The organism is Spirosoma sp. KUDC1026 (genome assembly GCF_013375035.1).
Lineage (GTDB): Bacteria > Bacteroidota > Bacteroidia > Cytophagales > Spirosomataceae > Spirosoma.
In genome coordinates this window covers 5,204,591-5,220,670 of record NZ_CP056032.1, presented here as the reverse complement: position 1 = coordinate 5,220,670, position 16,080 = coordinate 5,204,591, and the positions used below count along the sequence as shown (strand labels likewise).

The 16,080-nt window shown below is 52.1% G+C and carries 15 protein-coding genes; 7 read left to right on the top strand and 8 right to left on the bottom strand.

Features of this window, described 5'->3' with window-relative positions; genetic code table 11:
* Positions 1 to 6 precede the first annotated feature (6 nt).
* The 3 genes from HU175_RS21935 to HU175_RS21925 all read right to left on the bottom strand — a co-directional run bounded on the left by HU175_RS21935 (position 7) and on the right by HU175_RS21925 (position 3,697).
* Positions 7 to 1,497 carry a hypothetical protein gene (locus HU175_RS21935; RefSeq protein ID WP_176568605.1) on the bottom strand — a complete coding sequence of 497 codons (1,491 nt, stop codon included), beginning with the start codon at positions 1,495 to 1,497 and terminating at the stop codon, positions 7 to 9.
* 168 nt (positions 1,498 to 1,665) lie between these two features.
* Entirely contained in the window at positions 1,666 to 2,109 is a 444-nt protein-coding gene (locus tag HU175_RS21930; RefSeq protein ID WP_176568604.1) for a hypothetical protein, read from the bottom strand.
* 82 nt (positions 2,110 to 2,191) lie between these two features.
* The gene (locus tag HU175_RS21925) at positions 2,192 to 3,697 is read right to left on the bottom strand and encodes a hypothetical protein (RefSeq protein WP_176568603.1); all 1,506 of its coding nucleotides are present in this window, start codon (positions 3,695 to 3,697) and stop codon (positions 2,192 to 2,194) included.
* Between the two features lie 214 nt (positions 3,698 to 3,911).
* Here HU175_RS21925 and HU175_RS21920 point away from each other — a divergent pair, with 214 nt between their 5' ends.
* The 4 genes from HU175_RS21920 (at position 3,912) to HU175_RS21905 (ending at position 9,067) form a co-directional block, all read left to right on the top strand.
* Complete coding sequence (locus HU175_RS21920) at positions 3,912 to 5,654, top strand: Ig-like domain-containing domain (protein ID WP_176568602.1); 1,743 nt, start codon at positions 3,912 to 3,914, stop codon at positions 5,652 to 5,654.
* Between the two features lie 47 nt (positions 5,655 to 5,701).
* A complete protein-coding gene (gene rsmA / locus HU175_RS21915) occupies positions 5,702 to 6,508 on the top strand; it encodes a 16S rRNA (adenine(1518)-N(6)/adenine(1519)-N(6))-dimethyltransferase RsmA (RefSeq protein ID WP_176568601.1) in 807 nt (268 codons plus the stop codon).
* A gap of 111 nt (positions 6,509 to 6,619) precedes the next feature.
* Positions 6,620 to 7,972, top strand: a complete 1,353-nt coding sequence (mgtE, locus tag HU175_RS21910) for a magnesium transporter (RefSeq protein WP_176568600.1) — start codon at positions 6,620 to 6,622, stop codon at positions 7,970 to 7,972.
* 204 nt (positions 7,973 to 8,176) lie between these two features.
* Entirely contained in the window at positions 8,177 to 9,067 is an 891-nt protein-coding gene (locus HU175_RS21905; RefSeq protein ID WP_176568599.1) for a sugar phosphate isomerase/epimerase family protein, read from the top strand.
* Between the two features lie 154 nt (positions 9,068 to 9,221).
* Here the strand turns inward: HU175_RS21905 and HU175_RS21900 are convergent, their stop codons facing one another.
* The 4 genes from HU175_RS21900 to HU175_RS21885 all read right to left on the bottom strand — a co-directional run bounded on the left by HU175_RS21900 (position 9,222) and on the right by HU175_RS21885 (position 13,033).
* Positions 9,222 to 10,502, bottom strand: coding sequence for an acetyl-CoA hydrolase/transferase family protein (locus tag HU175_RS21900; protein WP_176568598.1), 1,281 nt, complete (start codon positions 10,500 to 10,502; stop codon positions 9,222 to 9,224).
* Positions 10,503 to 10,590: 88 nt separating this feature from the next.
* Positions 10,591 to 11,004 (bottom strand): DUF2267 domain-containing protein, encoded by a 414-nt coding sequence (locus tag HU175_RS21895; protein WP_176568597.1) that lies wholly within the window; start codon positions 11,002 to 11,004, stop codon positions 10,591 to 10,593.
* A gap of 85 nt (positions 11,005 to 11,089) precedes the next feature.
* Positions 11,090 to 12,487, bottom strand: coding sequence for a GH1 family beta-glucosidase (locus HU175_RS21890; RefSeq protein WP_176568596.1), 1,398 nt, complete (start codon positions 12,485 to 12,487; stop codon positions 11,090 to 11,092).
* Positions 12,488 to 12,631: 144 nt separating this feature from the next.
* Entirely contained in the window at positions 12,632 to 13,033 is a 402-nt protein-coding gene (locus HU175_RS21885; RefSeq protein ID WP_176568595.1) for a hypothetical protein, read from the bottom strand.
* Positions 13,034 to 13,402: 369 nt separating this feature from the next.
* Here HU175_RS21885 and HU175_RS21880 point away from each other — a divergent pair, with 369 nt between their 5' ends.
* From HU175_RS21880 to HU175_RS21870, 3 genes are all read left to right on the top strand, one after another.
* Positions 13,403 to 13,717 (top strand): ArsR/SmtB family transcription factor, encoded by a 315-nt coding sequence (locus HU175_RS21880; RefSeq protein WP_176568594.1) that lies wholly within the window; start codon positions 13,403 to 13,405, stop codon positions 13,715 to 13,717.
* A 2-nt stretch (positions 13,718 to 13,719) separates the two neighbouring features.
* Positions 13,720 to 14,226, top strand: a complete 507-nt coding sequence (locus HU175_RS21875; protein WP_176568593.1) for an SRPBCC domain-containing protein — start codon at positions 13,720 to 13,722, stop codon at positions 14,224 to 14,226.
* Positions 14,227 to 14,785: 559 nt separating this feature from the next.
* Positions 14,786 to 15,193, top strand: coding sequence for a DUF4332 domain-containing protein (locus tag HU175_RS21870; protein ID WP_176568592.1), 408 nt, complete (start codon positions 14,786 to 14,788; stop codon positions 15,191 to 15,193).
* 9 nt (positions 15,194 to 15,202) lie between these two features.
* On the opposite strand, the gene cdaA is transcribed toward HU175_RS21870, so the two are convergent.
* The gene (gene cdaA / locus HU175_RS21865; RefSeq protein ID WP_176568591.1) at positions 15,203 to 16,006 is read right to left on the bottom strand and encodes a diadenylate cyclase CdaA; all 804 of its coding nucleotides are present in this window, start codon (positions 16,004 to 16,006) and stop codon (positions 15,203 to 15,205) included.
* Positions 16,007 to 16,080 lie beyond the last annotated feature (74 nt).

The following is a 16,080-nucleotide window of genomic DNA, read 5'->3' as shown; positions in this document are numbered from 1 at the left end:
TGGGGGTTAGTAGTCCATAACTTTCGGCAGGCGTTCGCGTACGAAGCGGTCGGTGCCCTCCGAGAACAGCTGGATGAATTTATCGGGCTCACTAACGTAGGCTTTTCCTTCCGCCGTTTTATTAAGCACCTGATCGAAGTCGTTGACGATGTCCAGCTTTACGTCCGACTCACCACCAAAGATCCCTTTCTTTTTGGGTTCGAAGCCGCGTACCGTATGGCCCAGGTTGCCCGCGTCAAGCAGGAACGGCTCGAAACCCCGTTTATTAGCGCCCATCTCCGACAGCCATTGCCGAAAGCCCGTATCGAAGTTTTTGACGCTGTTGAAAAACGACGAGTTAACGAAGGATGTCGAAATAGGCGGATTGGCTTTGGCCCACTGTACACTCCCGGCTGCCGACTTGAGCCTCTGGCTTAGGTATGTACTGAACAAGGCCATCTTGGCCAGTGGTAGGTTGATGATCTGCCGGGTTGCGGCCGCCAGATTACCGAGCTGGAAGGTCGTGCCGTCCTGTTCCACGCCGAATTCTTTGAAGACCGGGTTGTTAGGGCGGCCGTTGCTAACGGCTAGTTCGCTGTCGCTCATGTTCATAAAATCGACCATGGCCAGCGCTGAGGCCATTTCGACAAAATGCGCTTCGTTTTTCTGGCCGCCCGCGCCGGGATCGTAGGCGTAGGCTTTGGTCTGATCGTCGCCGATATAATATAGCGCGTTGACCGACGGGTTAACACCTTTCTGGTAGTAATTCAGTGCGGCTTTGGTCTTGGCGATAAACGAGGCCGGGTCAATCAACTTGTTGTCGTTGGTCGTCAGGCTGAAATACGGCATCACCGTAACGGCTCCAATTTTAGCGTCGCGCAGGAAGGCCGGGTTTGAGATCTGGCCGATGGACTGAGCCGCCCGAATATTTTTGAGCAGAATCGGGAAACCGGCCGCGCCAGTTCCCCCGAAAATCGAACTGATGATGAAGATGCGGTCGTTAGCGCCGAAATTCTCAGCAAAGGCCTGAAACACATCCGAATACCGAAACTGGTTCAGGACCGTACTGCCGATATTGGGGTTGCCGACGAAACCGATGTCCATCTTCGTTTCCAGATTTTCTTCCGAAAACAAGAGCCCGGCCAAGGCCTTTGCTGGAGCGTCCAGGCCTTCGTAGTTGATGTAATCCCGGAATTTCTCCTGCTGCACCCCCTGAAGTTCAAAGACGTACGTATCGGCGATGGTTGCGTTACCACCAATTGCCCGATTCAGCGTTTTAATTTCGGTGCTGAAAAAGCCTTCAGTCGGCTTCGTTTGCAGCCCCGCCCGAATGTTACCGTACTCACGAAGTAATTCTTTGGTACGCAACAGATCATCGTTCGTGGCATGGGGGTCCAGCACGATAGGGATGATCTCGTCGGTGTTGTTCATTTTAACGCCCGACGCCAGCAGCATCGTTAGTGCTTTCAGCACCCGCGAGCCGGTTCCGCCGATGGCGAACACAAATAATTTAGCCATAAGTTTTTGGTTTGTGTGGTTTACCCCACGGCAGCGGTCCTTTCCATTTTCCGCCAGTTACCACCCCCTGCCCCCTCCTAAAACAGGAGGGGGTTGTCAGAGCAAAGCCCCTACAAGATTAGGTTCGGGCGATCCGCCGTCGCGGCAGGGCCAGAAGTGAGATTAATATTATTTCGATGGCCACAGCATAGGCCGGTGTTTGGCATTTTTGCTGAAGTTTTTCATAATCATCGAGATCACGAAGAAGATGATTGCCGTCAGTAGCGCCATTTCAAAAGAAAAACTCAGGAACGTACTGACCCCCTGGTCAAACAGATAACCCTGTTCCGGATCGGCTTCGTCGCGCGGAATCTCCTGACCAGCCTTTTGATAGCAGGTGACGAGCGTAATGATGAACAGCAAAACGGCGCTCACGCCCATCATGGTCAGCCAGTGCTGAAGACCACTGAAGCTAACCCGGTTGAATGGCCAGATGTAAAAGGCAAAGGCGACAACAAACGCCAGTCCGATTGCGGTCCAGGTCAGGGGCGACAGCAGTTCTTCCTGATACAGATCTTCCAGCAGGCTGCTGTTTACGAACAGGTTATAAAAATTATAGAGCGATTCTTCCATGAGTGAGAATGAGTGAATGAGTAATTGAGCGAATGAGTGAATAATTGGCTGACGCAAAACATTCACTCAATCGCTCAATCACTCATTCTAAATTGAGTGTTAGCGTGAAATATTCGGTTTGGTTGTTGGGGTTGTAGGCGCGTTCGACGCCCTGTAAGAGGTTTTGCAGGCCAAAGGTAGAATTGGCGTCGGGGGCGGCATCATTAGTTGTCGTGGTGTTCGCAATCCACTTTGGTGGAAACTGCCGACGCAGGCGGATTGTCGCGGTACGTTTGCCGCGAGCGGGCTGCGACGAGGTGAGCAGCAGTTTGTGCGTCGTGCCGTTCGCGCCCGAATACGTTTGTACCGACGATACCTTGAAATTGTCTTTACCTTCGACTACGTACTGGCTCGCATCAGTCAGCAGCGAAGCGGGCAGACGTAACGCCGACAAATCGACGGCGACGGGAATGGCCAGTTGCTTATCGGACACGTCGGGTTGTACATCATCCAGCGAGTGAATCGCCTTCGCTTTCTCCCGCACTTCTTCGCTGGATTTTTTAAAGCGGCCCTTCTTCGCTGGATCGCTAACCAGGACGGTGTAGTAGGGCGTGGTTGCTTTCGTATCCCGACCGAAAAACCAGGAATTTTCGTAATCCGGCAGCCGGTCGAACTGGCGAATGGTCTGGTAAGCCGGATCGCTATAGAATTTCTGCATGGCTTCGTTACGGCCGATCAGGCAGAGATAATACGGCCGCTGCCCTTTGTAGGGATGCTTGGCGTTATTTGAACTGTAATACACCCCGTCAAAATCAGCGGTTAGTTTCAGAACCAGCATCGAATGGGTATTGGCGAAGGGCGTAAAGACCGTTGTCAGCAGCGAACTGGCCGCATCGAGCGTTTTCTGGGCGCTCATCCCGGTCAAGCTTGGGTCGGAGTAAATCAGGTCCGACGCCAGCACACTCAGGTCGCTGCCCGACGTTTCGGTCAGAATCGTCCGGAAGATTTTCTCGAAGTCGGTACTCGTCGTTTTTCCTTTGGTTTTGGCAACCGTGAAGATGTTTTTCTCTTTGAAAAACTGCGGCAAGGATAGGCCCAGCGGGTTTACTTCGGTATTAACGACGAAGAGCTTGCCCTGGTAGGGGGCGGTGGCCTCAAAGTCGGTCAATACGTCGTTGAGCGCCCGTTTGAACGTACCGTTGCCACCCGGTGCATCGTAAGGGAACATACTGCCGCTGGCTTCGAGGTACAGCCGCAACCGCAGGGGTTCGCTCACGGCAACGGCACCCGACAAAGCAATAGTGGGTTCTTTACCTTCTTTGGCCAGCTTGCGATACGTCCGGTTGCGTTTGACAAAAGCGATCAGCGCCGACTCATCAATCTTGCCGTCGGGCGTTAGCAGAGCCTTGGTTTTCTTATCGTCAACGAGGGCGTCCGTTTCCTGCTCGATGTATACCCGGAGCGCGTCGGCTTCGTCCTTGTCAATGTTTTCATCATCGAGAGCATCGCTGACCTGAGTATCCAGTTTTTCGGCGGGACTGGAACAGCTCGTCAGCCAGACGGCGGAAGAGATCAGGAGTGAAAAAAGATAAAAGCGGACGCGGAGCATGAATGGTTTTGGGGTAATAACGGGTTGGTTATGCAGTGACAGATACCGTGGATTTACTCATTCACAACTGACTTGAGCGCCAATAGGCCTGTCGGGTACCTTAAATTTTCCTAAATTTCTTTCTAAACGTAACGAAAGGCATACCCATTTTATGACAGCCGGTACAGTTTAACGATGAACGGACGTTTACCTTTGTAGCCTTAGTGTACCTGATATGACGTTCCGCCATTTCTTTTTTAGTCTTCTCTTTGCCCTTCCGATCCTGCTACAGAACTGCGCGCAGGTAGCCCAGCCGCCCGGTGGGAAAAAAGATACGCTTGCCCCAAAGCTCGTGAGTAGTATTCCTAAAATGCGCCAGTTGAACTACGAGGGAAAAATTGTGGAGCTGGAGTTTGATGAGTACGTTAATACCGAAAACCTCCAGCAGAAGGTTACAGTGACGCCCCAGGACAGCAATACGTTCATTGCAAAGTCGCTGCCGCAGGGTGTTCGACTCACGTTTTCCCGACCGTTTCAGAAGAACACGACCTACACCATCAACTTTGCCGATGGGATCAAAGACATTACGGAGCGCAACATCGCTAAAGACACTAAAATCGTCTTTAGTACGGGGGGAACAATTGACTCACTCAACTTAAGCGGCAACGTAGTGGATGACGAAACCCGGCGGCCGTTGCTGAATTTTCTGGTAGGGCTATTTGCGTCGACGGATACGTTACCCATTACCCGCAAACGACCGCAGTATTTCGCCCGGACGGACAGCAACGGAAACTATCGCATTGAGAACATCAAAGCAGGGCTGTACAAAGTATACGGCTTTGACGACAAAGACCTGAATCTGGTGAATAATACGCCAAACGAGCGGGTCGCCTTCCGGGATAGTGTCCTGAACCTCAATCGAAACTACACGGACGTTAACATGGTGGCGTTCCGGGGGTCAACCAAACCCCGGGTAACCCGGCGCGAACGTACCGACGAAACCCTTGGCCTGGAACTCAACAGCGGGATTGCTTCATACCGGCTGACGTATCCCGGCAAAAGCGCGGCTTCCTCCACTGACAGTACAAAATCGACAACAGCCGCCGTGGATTCGGCCGCGGTGGACTCGGCGGCCGGGTCCACGGCGGCAACCGTGAAGAATAGTGGCGATACGTTGATTTCGTTTCTGGAGTCACCCAAGATGATACGTATTTTCCGGCCCGCCACCCGGGCTGCCAACGATACGATCAATATCGTCATCGTAGCCGTCGATTCAGTAGGGAACCGGACGGATCTGAAAGAACGTGTTTATTTCTCCCCGCTGAAAACGCGGGAAAAAGATCGTAAACCGCTGAACGTTCAGGTCCTGCCGCAAACCCGAGAGCCCATCGACAATAACCTGGACTTCACGCTGACCTTCACTAAACCCGTTCTGCGATTCGACCCGGAAAGAATCATCATCGGCCCGGATAGTACCAAACCACTTCAGCTAACGGCCGAGGACTTGAAATGGACCAACAATTTCTCGCAGCTGTCGATCAGGCGATCGACGAATTTAAAGGATACATTGCTATTCAAGCTGGGAAAAGGTGCCTTTATTAGCGTGCAGGGCGATACGTTGGCCGCTTACGTCGCTAAATACACGATAGCCGAAGAAGATACATACAGCCAGATTGCGGGTAAGATTAATCCGTCGGCGGCTATTCCGCCCGGAGCGAATATCATTGTTGAACTGCTGGACGAAAAATATATCGTACTACGTACATCCAGAGGAGCGTCGAGCTATGACTTTTCCCGACTTAAACCTGGTAAGTACCGCGTTCGGTTGATTGTTGATGCCAACAAGAACGGCAAACGGGACATCGGTAATGTGCAGAAAGGTATCCAGCCCGAAGTGATCATCTACCAGCCTGGTAGCGAAGAAGACGGAACCATCCGACTTCGGCAAAACTTCGAGCTAACTGATATTGATTTTTAGTTCGAATCGACCCGTACCTTTGCGCTCAAATTTAACGCGCCCGTATTGTGTCTGTAAAACCTAAAAAAGAACTTGGTCAGCATTTTCTGACTGATCTCAGCATTTCCCAGCGTATTGCTGATCTGCTGACGGGGCATCCCACCGTCGAGGGGCAGGCCTATACCAAAGTGCTGGAAATCGGTCCGGGCATGGGCGTCCTGACGCAGTTTCTGCTTCAGGATAAACGATTCGAAACCTACGTTATCGAAATCGACCGGGAATCCGTCGATTACCTGAACCAGAATTTTCCCGCCCTCGAAGGCCGTATTCTGGCGTCTGATTTTCTGAACATCCGTACCGATCTGCTGCCGACAAAACAAGTTAGTACCGAGCCGTTTGCCGTGATCGGCAACTTCCCGTACAATATCTCTACCCAGATTCTGTTCCGGGTACTGGACATCCGCGAGCGGGTGCCGGAAGTGGTGGGTATGTTTCAGCGGGAAGTAGCGCAGCGGATCGCGTCGGGGCCGGGCAATAAAGACTACGGTATCCTGAGCGTGCTGCTCCAGGCCTGGTACGATATCAAATACGAGTTTACGGTACCGCCGGACGTATTCAACCCTCCACCAAAAGTGTTTTCGGGCGTGATTTCACTACGTCGGAACAACGTAACCGACCTGGGGTGCGACGAGCGGAAGTTTATGCAGGTCGTTAAACACGGCTTTGGGCAACGCCGGAAAACGTTACGTAATTCGCTGAAACCGCTGAACCCATCAGAGGCTGCGCTGGCCAGTCGGTTCATGGACAAACGCGCCGAACAACTTAGCGTAGCCGAATTCGTTGAACTAACGAAATTGATGGAAGAAAAAGAATAAAAAGGAGGAGGGGGAACGGTACGCCGTAGCGGGAGAGGGAAGAAAGGGAAAGCAACTAGAACCTTTCCTCCTTTCCTGCTTCCTCCCCTTTCCTCCTGTCCTCCTTTCCCAATGACATTCGAACTGACTAAAGAATATCTTGAGCAACTCCAGACTGCCATCGAAGCGGGTGATGATACCCAGCTTCGGGCGGAGATGGAAGAGCTTTATCCGGCCGATATTTCGGAAATTCTCTACGAACTGGAACCGCAGTCCGCTCATTACTTACTGAGTTTACTTGACCGGTCGGTAGGGGCGGAGATTCTGGCGAATCTCGATCCCACCGACCGGACCAGTCTGCTGAAAACCTTTACGTCCGAAGAACTGGCGCCGTTTATCAACCAGATGGATTCGGATGACGCCGTAGACGTATTGAATGAACAACCCATTCAGATTCGGGAGGAGGTCATCGGGCTGCTCGAAGACCGCGAACAGGCCCGCTTTATTCTTGACTTACTCCATTACGACGACAGCGTAGCGGGTGGGTTGATGCAGAAAGAGCTGATCAAAATCAACGTTAATTTAACCGTCAATGCCTGCATCGAGGAGATCCGCCAGCAGGCCGAAGACGTTGAGAATGTCTACGCCGTTTACGTGGTCGACGACCAGGGAAAACTGCTAGGGCTAGTGTCGCTGAAAAAGATCGTGCTTGCCCGTAAGACAACCAAGATCGCCGATATTTACGAAGACGACATTGTCTTTGTCGAAACGTACCGTCCGGTCAATGAAGTTGCCGAGGTGATGCGACGGTATGACCTGGACACTGTTCCGGTGGTAAACATTCAGCAGCGGCTGCTGGGCCGGATCACGATTGATGACATTGTCGACGTCATTACTGAGCAGGCCGAAGAAGACTTTCAGGTGATTTCCGGTTTGTCGGGCGAGGTCGAAGAAGATGACAGCGTCTGGGCGCGGTCAAAAGTGCAGCTTCCCTGGCTCGTTGCCGGGGCGGTGGGAAGTCTCTTAGCGGCTACGGTAATCAACGGTTTTCAGAGCGAACTGGGTAAAGTTGCCGCACTGGCCGCGTTCATTCCCATCATTGGCTCAACGGGCGGAAACGTTGGTATTCAGACCTCTTCGCTGATTTTACAGAGCCTGGCCGATACGGCGGGACTGAGTACGACGCTGGGCCGACGGCTGTTCCGGACCCTGCTGGTGGCCATCATCAACGGCATGGTCGTCGGGTTAATTGCTGGTACGTACACCTTCCTGATCGGCGAGCCCCGGCTATTTTTTGTCGTCGCTACGTCCCTGCTGGCCGTAGTGCTGCTGGCCTCCTTCATGGGAACCGTAACGCCCCTGCTGCTCAACAAAATAGGGATAAACCCCGCCGTAGCCTCCGGTCCGTTTATCACAACAGCAAATGATCTGATCGGCATCGGCGTCTATTTCATGATTGCGCAGGCACTCCTGTCGGAGTTGTAAATGAGCGCACCAGCGCCGATATACCCTTGTTTCTAGGGTTGAATTGAAGCGGTCAAGCGTTTCTAGTTATTATACTTGCTCCGAAACAGACAAAAAAATCTCAGTATTGCCCGATTTTATGTGAGTCGAAATTAAACTCTACGTACCTTTCGCCTATCTATGGTACGGGCGTTAGCTACGTGCCGAATAACCTGATCATCTCACATGAATAACAAGTCTAAAATTACCCGCCAGGAGTTTCTGCGCCTGGGTGCCCTGGCTGCTTCAGTGGCTATGCTACCGTCTGCGAATGTATTTGCCGCGGCTCCCAAACAGGTTGGTCTACAGCTCTATACACTGCGCGAAGCCATGGGCAAAGACCCGGATGGCACACTGAAAAAAGTAGCTGAGATCGGTTACAAGGAAGTGGAACCATTTGGCTATAACGACGGCAAGTTCTTTGGAAAAACGCCGAAAGAGTTCTCGGCGCTTCTGAAAGATCTGGGCCTGAAAGCGCCAAGTGGACACTACACGTCGGGCAAAACGATGCCGAACATGAAAGGCAGCCTGACAAACGACTGGCAGCGGGCCGTTGACGATGCGGCAGCTATTAGTCAGAAATACATGGTTTGCGCCTACCTGTTCCCGCAGGAACGTACCAAACTGGACGATTACAAGATGTTCGCCGAGCTGTTCAACAAATCGGCCGAGACGTGTAAGAAAGCCGGTATCCAGTTCTGCTACCACAACCACGATTTCGAATTCCAGGAAATGGACGGTCAACTGCCTTACGACATCCTGGCTAAGGGCACCGACTCGAAACTGGTGCAGTTCGAGTTGGATCTGTACTGGGCTACGTTTGCCAAGCAGGACCCCGTTGAACTGTTCAAGAAGCACCCTGGCCGGTTCCCGCTATGGCACGTAAAAGACATGGAAAAAACGGCCGAACGGGCGTTTGCGCCGGTGGGAACGGGCTCTATCGATTTCCAGCGCATTTTCGACGCGAAGAAAACGGCGGGTATGACCCATTACTTTGTGGAGCAGGATGTCTGCAAACTTCCTCCACTAGAGTCAATTGCGATCAGCTACAAGAACATTGAGAAGCTGAAAGTGTAGCTGTAGACGGGCGTTCGCCATCAGTTTTTGTCATCCCAAACGAAGGAGGGATCTTAAAGCGGCCTAGCTTGAGAGTTAGGAAGCGTTAAGATCCCTCCTTCGTTTGGGATGACAAAACAGTATGTATTGTTTTGATAAATAGAGGCACTTGCGTTTAATACCGTCCGAACCGCTCGTGCGCCTGCCGTTCCAGCGCTTCGCGGTGGTCGGGGTGAGCGATGTTGATAAGAGCACGGGCGCGCTGACGTAGGTTCTGCCCGTACAGATCGGCGATGCCGTATTCGGTGACGATGTAATGCACGTGGGCGCGGGTGGTCGTTACGCCAGCTCCCTCTTTTAGGAAGGGAACAATCTTGCTCTGACCAGTTCTTGTGGACGAAGCCAGCGCAATGATTGGTTTGCCGCCTTCCGACAGCGATGCGCCCCGCACAAAATCCATCTGACCGCCAACGCCCGAGTACTGGTACGTACCAATGGTGTCGGCGCAGACCTGACCGGTCAGGTCTATCTCAATGGCCGAGTTGATTGCCGTTACTTTTGGGTTACGCCGGATGATGGCCGTATCGTTGGTATAGCTCACCTGTTTCATCGTGACCATCGGGTTATCGTCGACGAAGTCATACACCCGCTTACTACCCATGACAAAGGTGGAAACAATCCGGTGGGGTAATACGGCTTTGTGCTCCCCGGTGATAACACCCCGCTCAACCAGATCGAGCACCCCGTCGGAGAACATCTCCGTATGAATTCCCAGCCCTTTGTGGTGGACCAGTTCGGCCAGCGTTGCGTTCGGAATCCCGCCGATACCGAGCTGCAGCGTAGCGCCGTCGTCGACCAGGCTGGCTACATACTGGCCAATTTTACGATCCGTAGCCGTAATCTGCGGCAGGGATACCTCGTAGATCGGCTCATCTACTTCGATGGCTGCATGAAGCATCGACACCGGAATCAGGCCGTCGCCGTGAGTACGGGGTACGTTGGGATTGATCTGCGCCACCACGTACTTGGCCGTCTGAATAGCCGCCAGCGAAATATCGACCGACGGTCCCAGTGAACAGTAGCCGTGTTGGTCGGGGGGCGATACCTGAATCAGTGCTACGTCAATCGGCAGGATATTGCGCCGGAACAACAAAGGAATTTCACTTAGAAACACAGGCACGTAATCGCCGATACCCTGATTGAGCTGCTTCCGCATGTTAGCTCCGATAAAGAACGAGTTGGGCTTAAATGAACCCTGATATTGTTCTTCCAGGTAAGGGAGTGGCCCCTCGGTATGCATGTGGCAGATTTCAACGTCGCGTAGCTCACCAGCCCGCGCGACCATTGCCCGGATCAGGACATGGGGCGTTTGGGCGACACTATGAATAAAAACCCGGTTGCCGGACTGAATACTAGAAACGGCCTCTTCGGGCGTGGTAATGGGTAGGTGTATCATGAAAGAGGAGCGTAATAAAAAAGTGTAAACCGGAGTGGGTCAGCCTACGCCGAAACCCGCTCCGATTTACACAAAAATTGACTGCTGCCTATTGAGGGGCGTTCTGTGATGACAGGACGCTATCAAACAGTGGCGCGTAATCGTCCGACAGGGTAATCTTGATTTTGTGCAGCTCGCCTTCAGTAACCATCGGACCGAAGACCTGCATGAACTGATGCGTGTACTGCTTACCGGTTTCATTGTCGACGCCCAGTTTGTCGGCAACCCGTTCGTAAAACTCGGTTAATTTGAACCGTTCGCCCTGGTCACGGTCTTCGGGACTAACCTCGCGAATAATATCGAGGAGCGGAGCGGGTAGTTGAGCACCTAGATTATCGGCCGCATTGCCAGCCAGGTGTTCGGTAAGCGTGTGCAGAAAAGCGCGGGTTATATCCAGTACTTCCTGTTCGGTCTGAACGCCCAGTTTTTCTTTGGCTGCATGAATAAATTCGGGATACTGCATAACGTTGATCAACTTAGTTGGTTCGTATGCAGACAACTCCCTGATCAGGAAAGGGGTTTGGAAAATCAGGTTAAAGTTGGGCAGGCTAGTACTCAATTGCCGCTGATTCCGGCGTTATCAGCAACTGCCGAAACCACTGCCCCGATGCCTTGACGATACGTTGCTGCGTTCGGAAGTTGACGTACACCAGCCCGAACCGAGGCCGGTATCCTTCGGCCCATTCGAAATTATCCAGGAAGGTCCAGACGAAATAGCCCGCCACGGGAATGCCATCCTGCTGGGCGCGTAGTACCTGATGCAGACATTGCCGGTGGTAGTCCGTTCGGGCGGGATCGTGGACGACGCCGTTCTGCACCGTATCGTAAAAAGCAGCCCCGCTCTCGGCGATGTACAGCTTTTTGATACCATCGTAACGGGCAAACTGCTGAATAATCTGGTACATACTTTCCGGGTTCACTTCCCAGCCCATTTCGGTAATTTTCTCAATGCCCCGCCGGAGGGGCGATACGTCTTTGGCCCATAGATAAGGCATGAAGTAGGACGACTCGACAACGGCTCGGAAATAATGCTGTAAGCCGATGAAATCGAAGTCGAAGGCCAGTTTCTCCATATCACCGGGTTTCGCTACTCTTTTCGGAATACCAGCCAGGAACGGCAGATCCTTGTCCGGATAACCCAGGCCGAGCGACGGCTCGATGAATAGCCGATTCAGCAGCGCATCGACACGAATAGCAGCCGCCTGATCGCGGGCCGAATCGGTAAACGGGTGTACTGGCGAACAGGAGAACGTAGTGCCTACCTGCGCATCAGGTACGTTCTGCCGGACAAGTCGGCCCCCTTCAGCCTGCGCCATAGCCGTGTGGTGAATGGCCGGAAGCAGACTCCGGAAACTACGTCGGCCGGGCGCGTGCTGCCCCGTAAAATAACCCAGCACCGAAAAGGCCAGCGGTTCGTTCAGCACGATCCAGTTCTTTACCTTATGCCCAAAAGCTTTAGTGACAATGTCGACGTATTCGGCAAACCAGACCAGGATCTGGCGGTTCGGCCAACCGCCCTTATCCTCCAGTGCCTGCGGCAGGTCCCAGTGATAGAGCGTAATCCAGGGGGTCATGCCCAGCGCCAGGCAGTGGTCGATCAGACGGTCGTAAAAAGCCAGCCCCGCTTCGTTGAGCCGCCCGCCCTGCTGGGGACCAATCCCGTCGGGCAAAATTCGGGACCAGGATACGGAAAACCGGAACGCATCAAACCCTAACGACTTATGGAGTTGTAGATCTGATTCGTAGCGGTCGTAGAACTCGCAGGCCTGATCGGCATGTTCACCCGTTTTTACTCGTCCTTTCTGGTGGCAGAACGTATCCCAGACAGAAGGGCCCCGACCGTCGCGATCCACGGCCCCTTCGATCTGATAAGCCGCCGTGGCCGTTCCCCACACAAAATTCTCCCCGAACGCATGGCGGTCAAAAACGGGCGTGTCAACTAACATACGTATTCTGTCAGGTAAACTAACTACTGATGACTAGGTCAAAAGTAAGCCCCGGAACAAAAAAGGCCGGGGTTTGTGAAATAAATTAACATTTACTTCACAAACCCCGACCAGCGTTATTTTACGTTAGCTCCAATAGGCAACTTAATATCCCCGACGACCGTAGCTGTAAGCGTTATTACGTCGGTTGTTTTGTTGCAGAGCGAACAAGCGCTCACGTTGCGATCTGGTCAGCACCGACAGGAACTCGGTACGTTTCTGCTCGTTGAACCGGCGGTAGCCTTCGGGCGTCATCCGCGTGCGGGCCATTTGTTGATCGTAACGATCTTCGATTCGGTGTAACTCACGTTCCTGTTTGCGGCTCAGGCCGACCAGGGCATTCAGGCGTTCGATTTTCATTTCGTCCTGGAATTGATCCCGGTCGTAAGCGTAGCTGCCTCCGCGAGGGCCACGGTTATCGAAAGGGGCAGAATATACACGTTGCGCCATGGTTGCGCTGGTGGTCATCAGAACAAATGCAAAGGCGGCAATGATTGTCTTTTTCATGATCGGCATTGTTTAGTGTTTACTGGTTGTTAGAGGCAAAACCGCCCTCAGCGTTTAATCAGGCCTGTTAATTATCCGCTAAATGCCCATTTGCTCCTGACGAATGGATAAAAGAAGGGGCCGAATGCCTTGGTCAAATACCAATGCTGGTAGAGGCTTTGTTACGTTTATTGGCGAAAAGACTGGTCAATAACTGGACCTGTTGCCGTGTTGCGAACTGCCACTGAACGCTCCATCGGCACGATTAAAGGAGACACTAGTTCTGCCGGTTAGTTGATTTCTGCCGGTTTAAATTGAAAAAATAGCGAAACCGAATGGTTGCGCGTATATTTGCAACCATTCGGTTTCGCTAGGTGAATTGTAAACAAGATGAGACGAGATATTTTTCAGGCTATAGCCGATCCCACAAGGCGGGCAATCATTACCCTGATTGCCGTGCAGGCGATGACACCCAGCGCTATTGCTGACAACTTCAATACGACCCGCCAATCGGTTTCCAAACACCTGCGCATACTCACTGAATGTGAACTGGTGAAACAGGAACAGCAAGGCCGGGAGATCTACTACTCACTCGAAGTCGAAAAAATAAAAGAGGTGGATCAGTGGGTAAACCAGTTCAGAAACATGTGGGAAACCCGTTTTAATCAACTTGACGACGTATTATCAACACTTAAAACAGGATAAAAATGAATGATTTCGCCGTTGACAGAAAAACAAAAACAGTAACCTTTTCCCGCGAATTTAATGCGGGTCTTTCGCTGGTATGGGATGCATACACCAGGCCGGAAATTCTGGATCAATGGTGGGCACCCAAACCCTGGACCTCAAAAACGAAATTTATGGATTTCGAAGTGGGCGGCCGACGGTTTTATGCCATGGTAAGCCCCGGCGGAGAAGAGCATTGGTCAATTCAGAAGTATACGTCCATTAGCCCGAAAACCAACTTCAAATTGTTGAATGCGTTTGCGGACAAAGATGAAAATCCAGAGTTACCCGGCTCTGAGTGGGATTTAACGTTCAGCGAGCAAAACGGGAAGACAACCGTCCGTATCAGCATTTATAATGAATCGCTTGACCGCCTGGATAAAATGCTTGCCATGGGCTTCAAAGAGGGAACGGCTATGACGCTGAGAAACCTTGAAGAGCTATTGGCCATTTTATTGCAACAAAGTGAAAAGCATGCCAATGGTTGAGTTTGTCTAGGATACAATACGAACTCTCCCCTGTGTTGGGGGGCACTGCGAATGCCGGTTATCACATCATTTTTGGTAATGGTGAAACGGAAAAGTCACTTTTGCCTGGGGCAGGCGTTTACGTGGAGTTTGGGCAGCGATAACGAGACTAAAATAAAACTTGAACAACCATAGCTAACCAGCTGGCTATGGTTGTTCAAGCAGTAATTCACAAAATGCTATTCCAAGAAGCCCTTTTCTGTACATTTACAGGTAGTACTGATAATTACTTTAGCTGGGTATCCGCTTGCCGATAACCCTTTGTTAACGAATGACATTTGCCGAGTATCTAACGCAGAAGAAGATTGATGCCGACCGGTTTAAACAGGCCGAACCGGACCGATACACACAGTGGGAGCGGGAGTTTGAGCAGGTACATCCAGAAAGTTTTACCGTTCAAAAAAAATTTCTCATTAACGATACCCGTAGAAAATATCTTGTGCGACAATAAGTCTGTTAGACGGTAGGTTTCAGACCCGTTTAATCATCAGTTTCAGTTAACATTCTAAATGTCTTGTCCATGAGCGTTACACTGGGGGAACTTCGGGGATTAACGGATTCGGTTCTGAAAATGCTGAAAAAACAGGGGATTATCGATACTGCTGCTCTGTTGGAAGCCACCCGCACTCCTCGACGACGTGACGAGCTGGCGGCTGATACGGGGTTGAGCGTCGCCCTGCTGCTACAGTTGGCCCGCCGGGCTGATCTGACCCGCATTAAGGGCGTTGGACGGGTGTACAGCGACCTGCTGGAAGAGATACAGGTGAACAAGGTGAACGACCTGGCTAGGCAGGACGCCAACGAGCTTCATCCGCAGTTGATCAAGGTCAACGCGGTCCGGCAATTTACGCAGCGGCCACCGTCGCTGGAGCAGATCCGCGACTTTGTGGCGCAGGCAAAAGCACTGCCCGACGTACTGGAGGAGTAAACGCAGCGCCTAACGTCTGTTTTCGCGGAGGTAATTCTCCAGCCGGTTTTCCAGCTCGGTCAGCGACAGGTTGGCGTGCAGTTCTCCGTTTGTCGCCAGCGACAGACGTCCGCTTTCTTCTGAGATCGCAATAATAGCCGCGTCTGTAGCCTCGCTCATACCCAGCGCGGCCCGGTGCCGGAAACCCATCGCGGGTGGCAAATCGTCGTCTTCCGAAACGGGCAGAATGCAGCGGGCAGCCAGAATTTTTCCGCCACTGACGATAACGGCCCCGTCGTGAAGGGGGCTATATTGACTGAAAATAGCCAATAGCAGCAGTTTTGATACGTTGGCATTGACGACCTCACCCGACTGAATGAATTTTTCCAGATCGTCGTTCCGCTGAAGCACCAAGAGTCCGCCCGAGAACTCGGCACTGAGCGTTTTACAGGTTTCCAGCAGGGGTTTCAGGGGGGTCTTGGAGTCGCCCGTATGGGGCTTGCGCAGAACCAGCCGTCGAATCCAGCGATTGTTGACAAAGTTGGTCGATTTGCCAACGAACAGCAGAAAGCGCCGGATTTCGTGCTGAAAAATAATGATCAGCGCCAGGGCTCCCACGCTGATAAAGTACTCCAGAATAGTCGTGAGCAGATGCAGACCTAATGCTTTAACCAGCAAATAGGTGAAATAAACCAGTAGGTAACCAATAAAAACCCGGCTCGCAACGCTACCCCGGACGAGGTTATAAATCTGATAAATAAGCAGGGCAACTAATCCAATATCGATCAGGTCAAGCCAGCCGATATCCAAAAACCCCAGGCGAAAAGCCAGCATGCATCAATGGGTAATGTTCGGCGGTAAATATACAGATATATCCGGCCTGTCTACTCGGTTACTCTATCCACTGG

What these genes read in the sequence shown, in the direction of transcription:
- HU175_RS21885 (WP_176568595.1), bottom strand. Translation starts at nt 13,033, where the DNA reads ATGAAAAAGACAATCATTGCCGCCTTTGCATTTGTTCTGATGACCACC.
- HU175_RS21905 (WP_176568599.1), top strand. Translation starts at nt 8,177, where the DNA reads ATGAATAACAAGTCTAAAATTACCCGCCAGGAGTTTCTGCGCCTGGGT.
- HU175_RS21880 (WP_176568594.1), top strand. Translation starts at nt 13,403, where the DNA reads ATGAGACGAGATATTTTTCAGGCTATAGCCGATCCCACAAGGCGGGCA.
- HU175_RS21935 (WP_176568605.1), bottom strand. Translation starts at nt 1,497, where the DNA reads ATGGCTAAATTATTTGTGTTCGCCATCGGCGGAACCGGCTCGCGGGTG.
- mgtE (WP_176568600.1), top strand. Translation starts at nt 6,620, where the DNA reads ATGACATTCGAACTGACTAAAGAATATCTTGAGCAACTCCAGACTGCC.
- HU175_RS21900 (WP_176568598.1), bottom strand. Translation starts at nt 10,502, where the DNA reads ATGATACACCTACCCATTACCACGCCCGAAGAGGCCGTTTCTAGTATT.
- HU175_RS21875 (WP_176568593.1), top strand. Translation starts at nt 13,720, where the DNA reads ATGAATGATTTCGCCGTTGACAGAAAAACAAAAACAGTAACCTTTTCC.
- cdaA (WP_176568591.1), bottom strand. Translation starts at nt 16,006, where the DNA reads ATGCTGGCTTTTCGCCTGGGGTTTTTGGATATCGGCTGGCTTGACCTG.
- HU175_RS21925 (WP_176568603.1), bottom strand. Translation starts at nt 3,697, where the DNA reads ATGCTCCGCGTCCGCTTTTATCTTTTTTCACTCCTGATCTCTTCCGCC.
- HU175_RS21890 (WP_176568596.1), bottom strand. Translation starts at nt 12,487, where the DNA reads ATGTTAGTTGACACGCCCGTTTTTGACCGCCATGCGTTCGGGGAGAAT.
- HU175_RS21870 (WP_176568592.1), top strand. Translation starts at nt 14,786, where the DNA reads ATGAGCGTTACACTGGGGGAACTTCGGGGATTAACGGATTCGGTTCTG.
- HU175_RS21930 (WP_176568604.1), bottom strand. Translation starts at nt 2,109, where the DNA reads ATGGAAGAATCGCTCTATAATTTTTATAACCTGTTCGTAAACAGCAGC.
- HU175_RS21895 (WP_176568597.1), bottom strand. Translation starts at nt 11,004, where the DNA reads ATGCAGTATCCCGAATTTATTCATGCAGCCAAAGAAAAACTGGGCGTT.
- HU175_RS21920 (WP_176568602.1), top strand. Translation starts at nt 3,912, where the DNA reads ATGACGTTCCGCCATTTCTTTTTTAGTCTTCTCTTTGCCCTTCCGATC.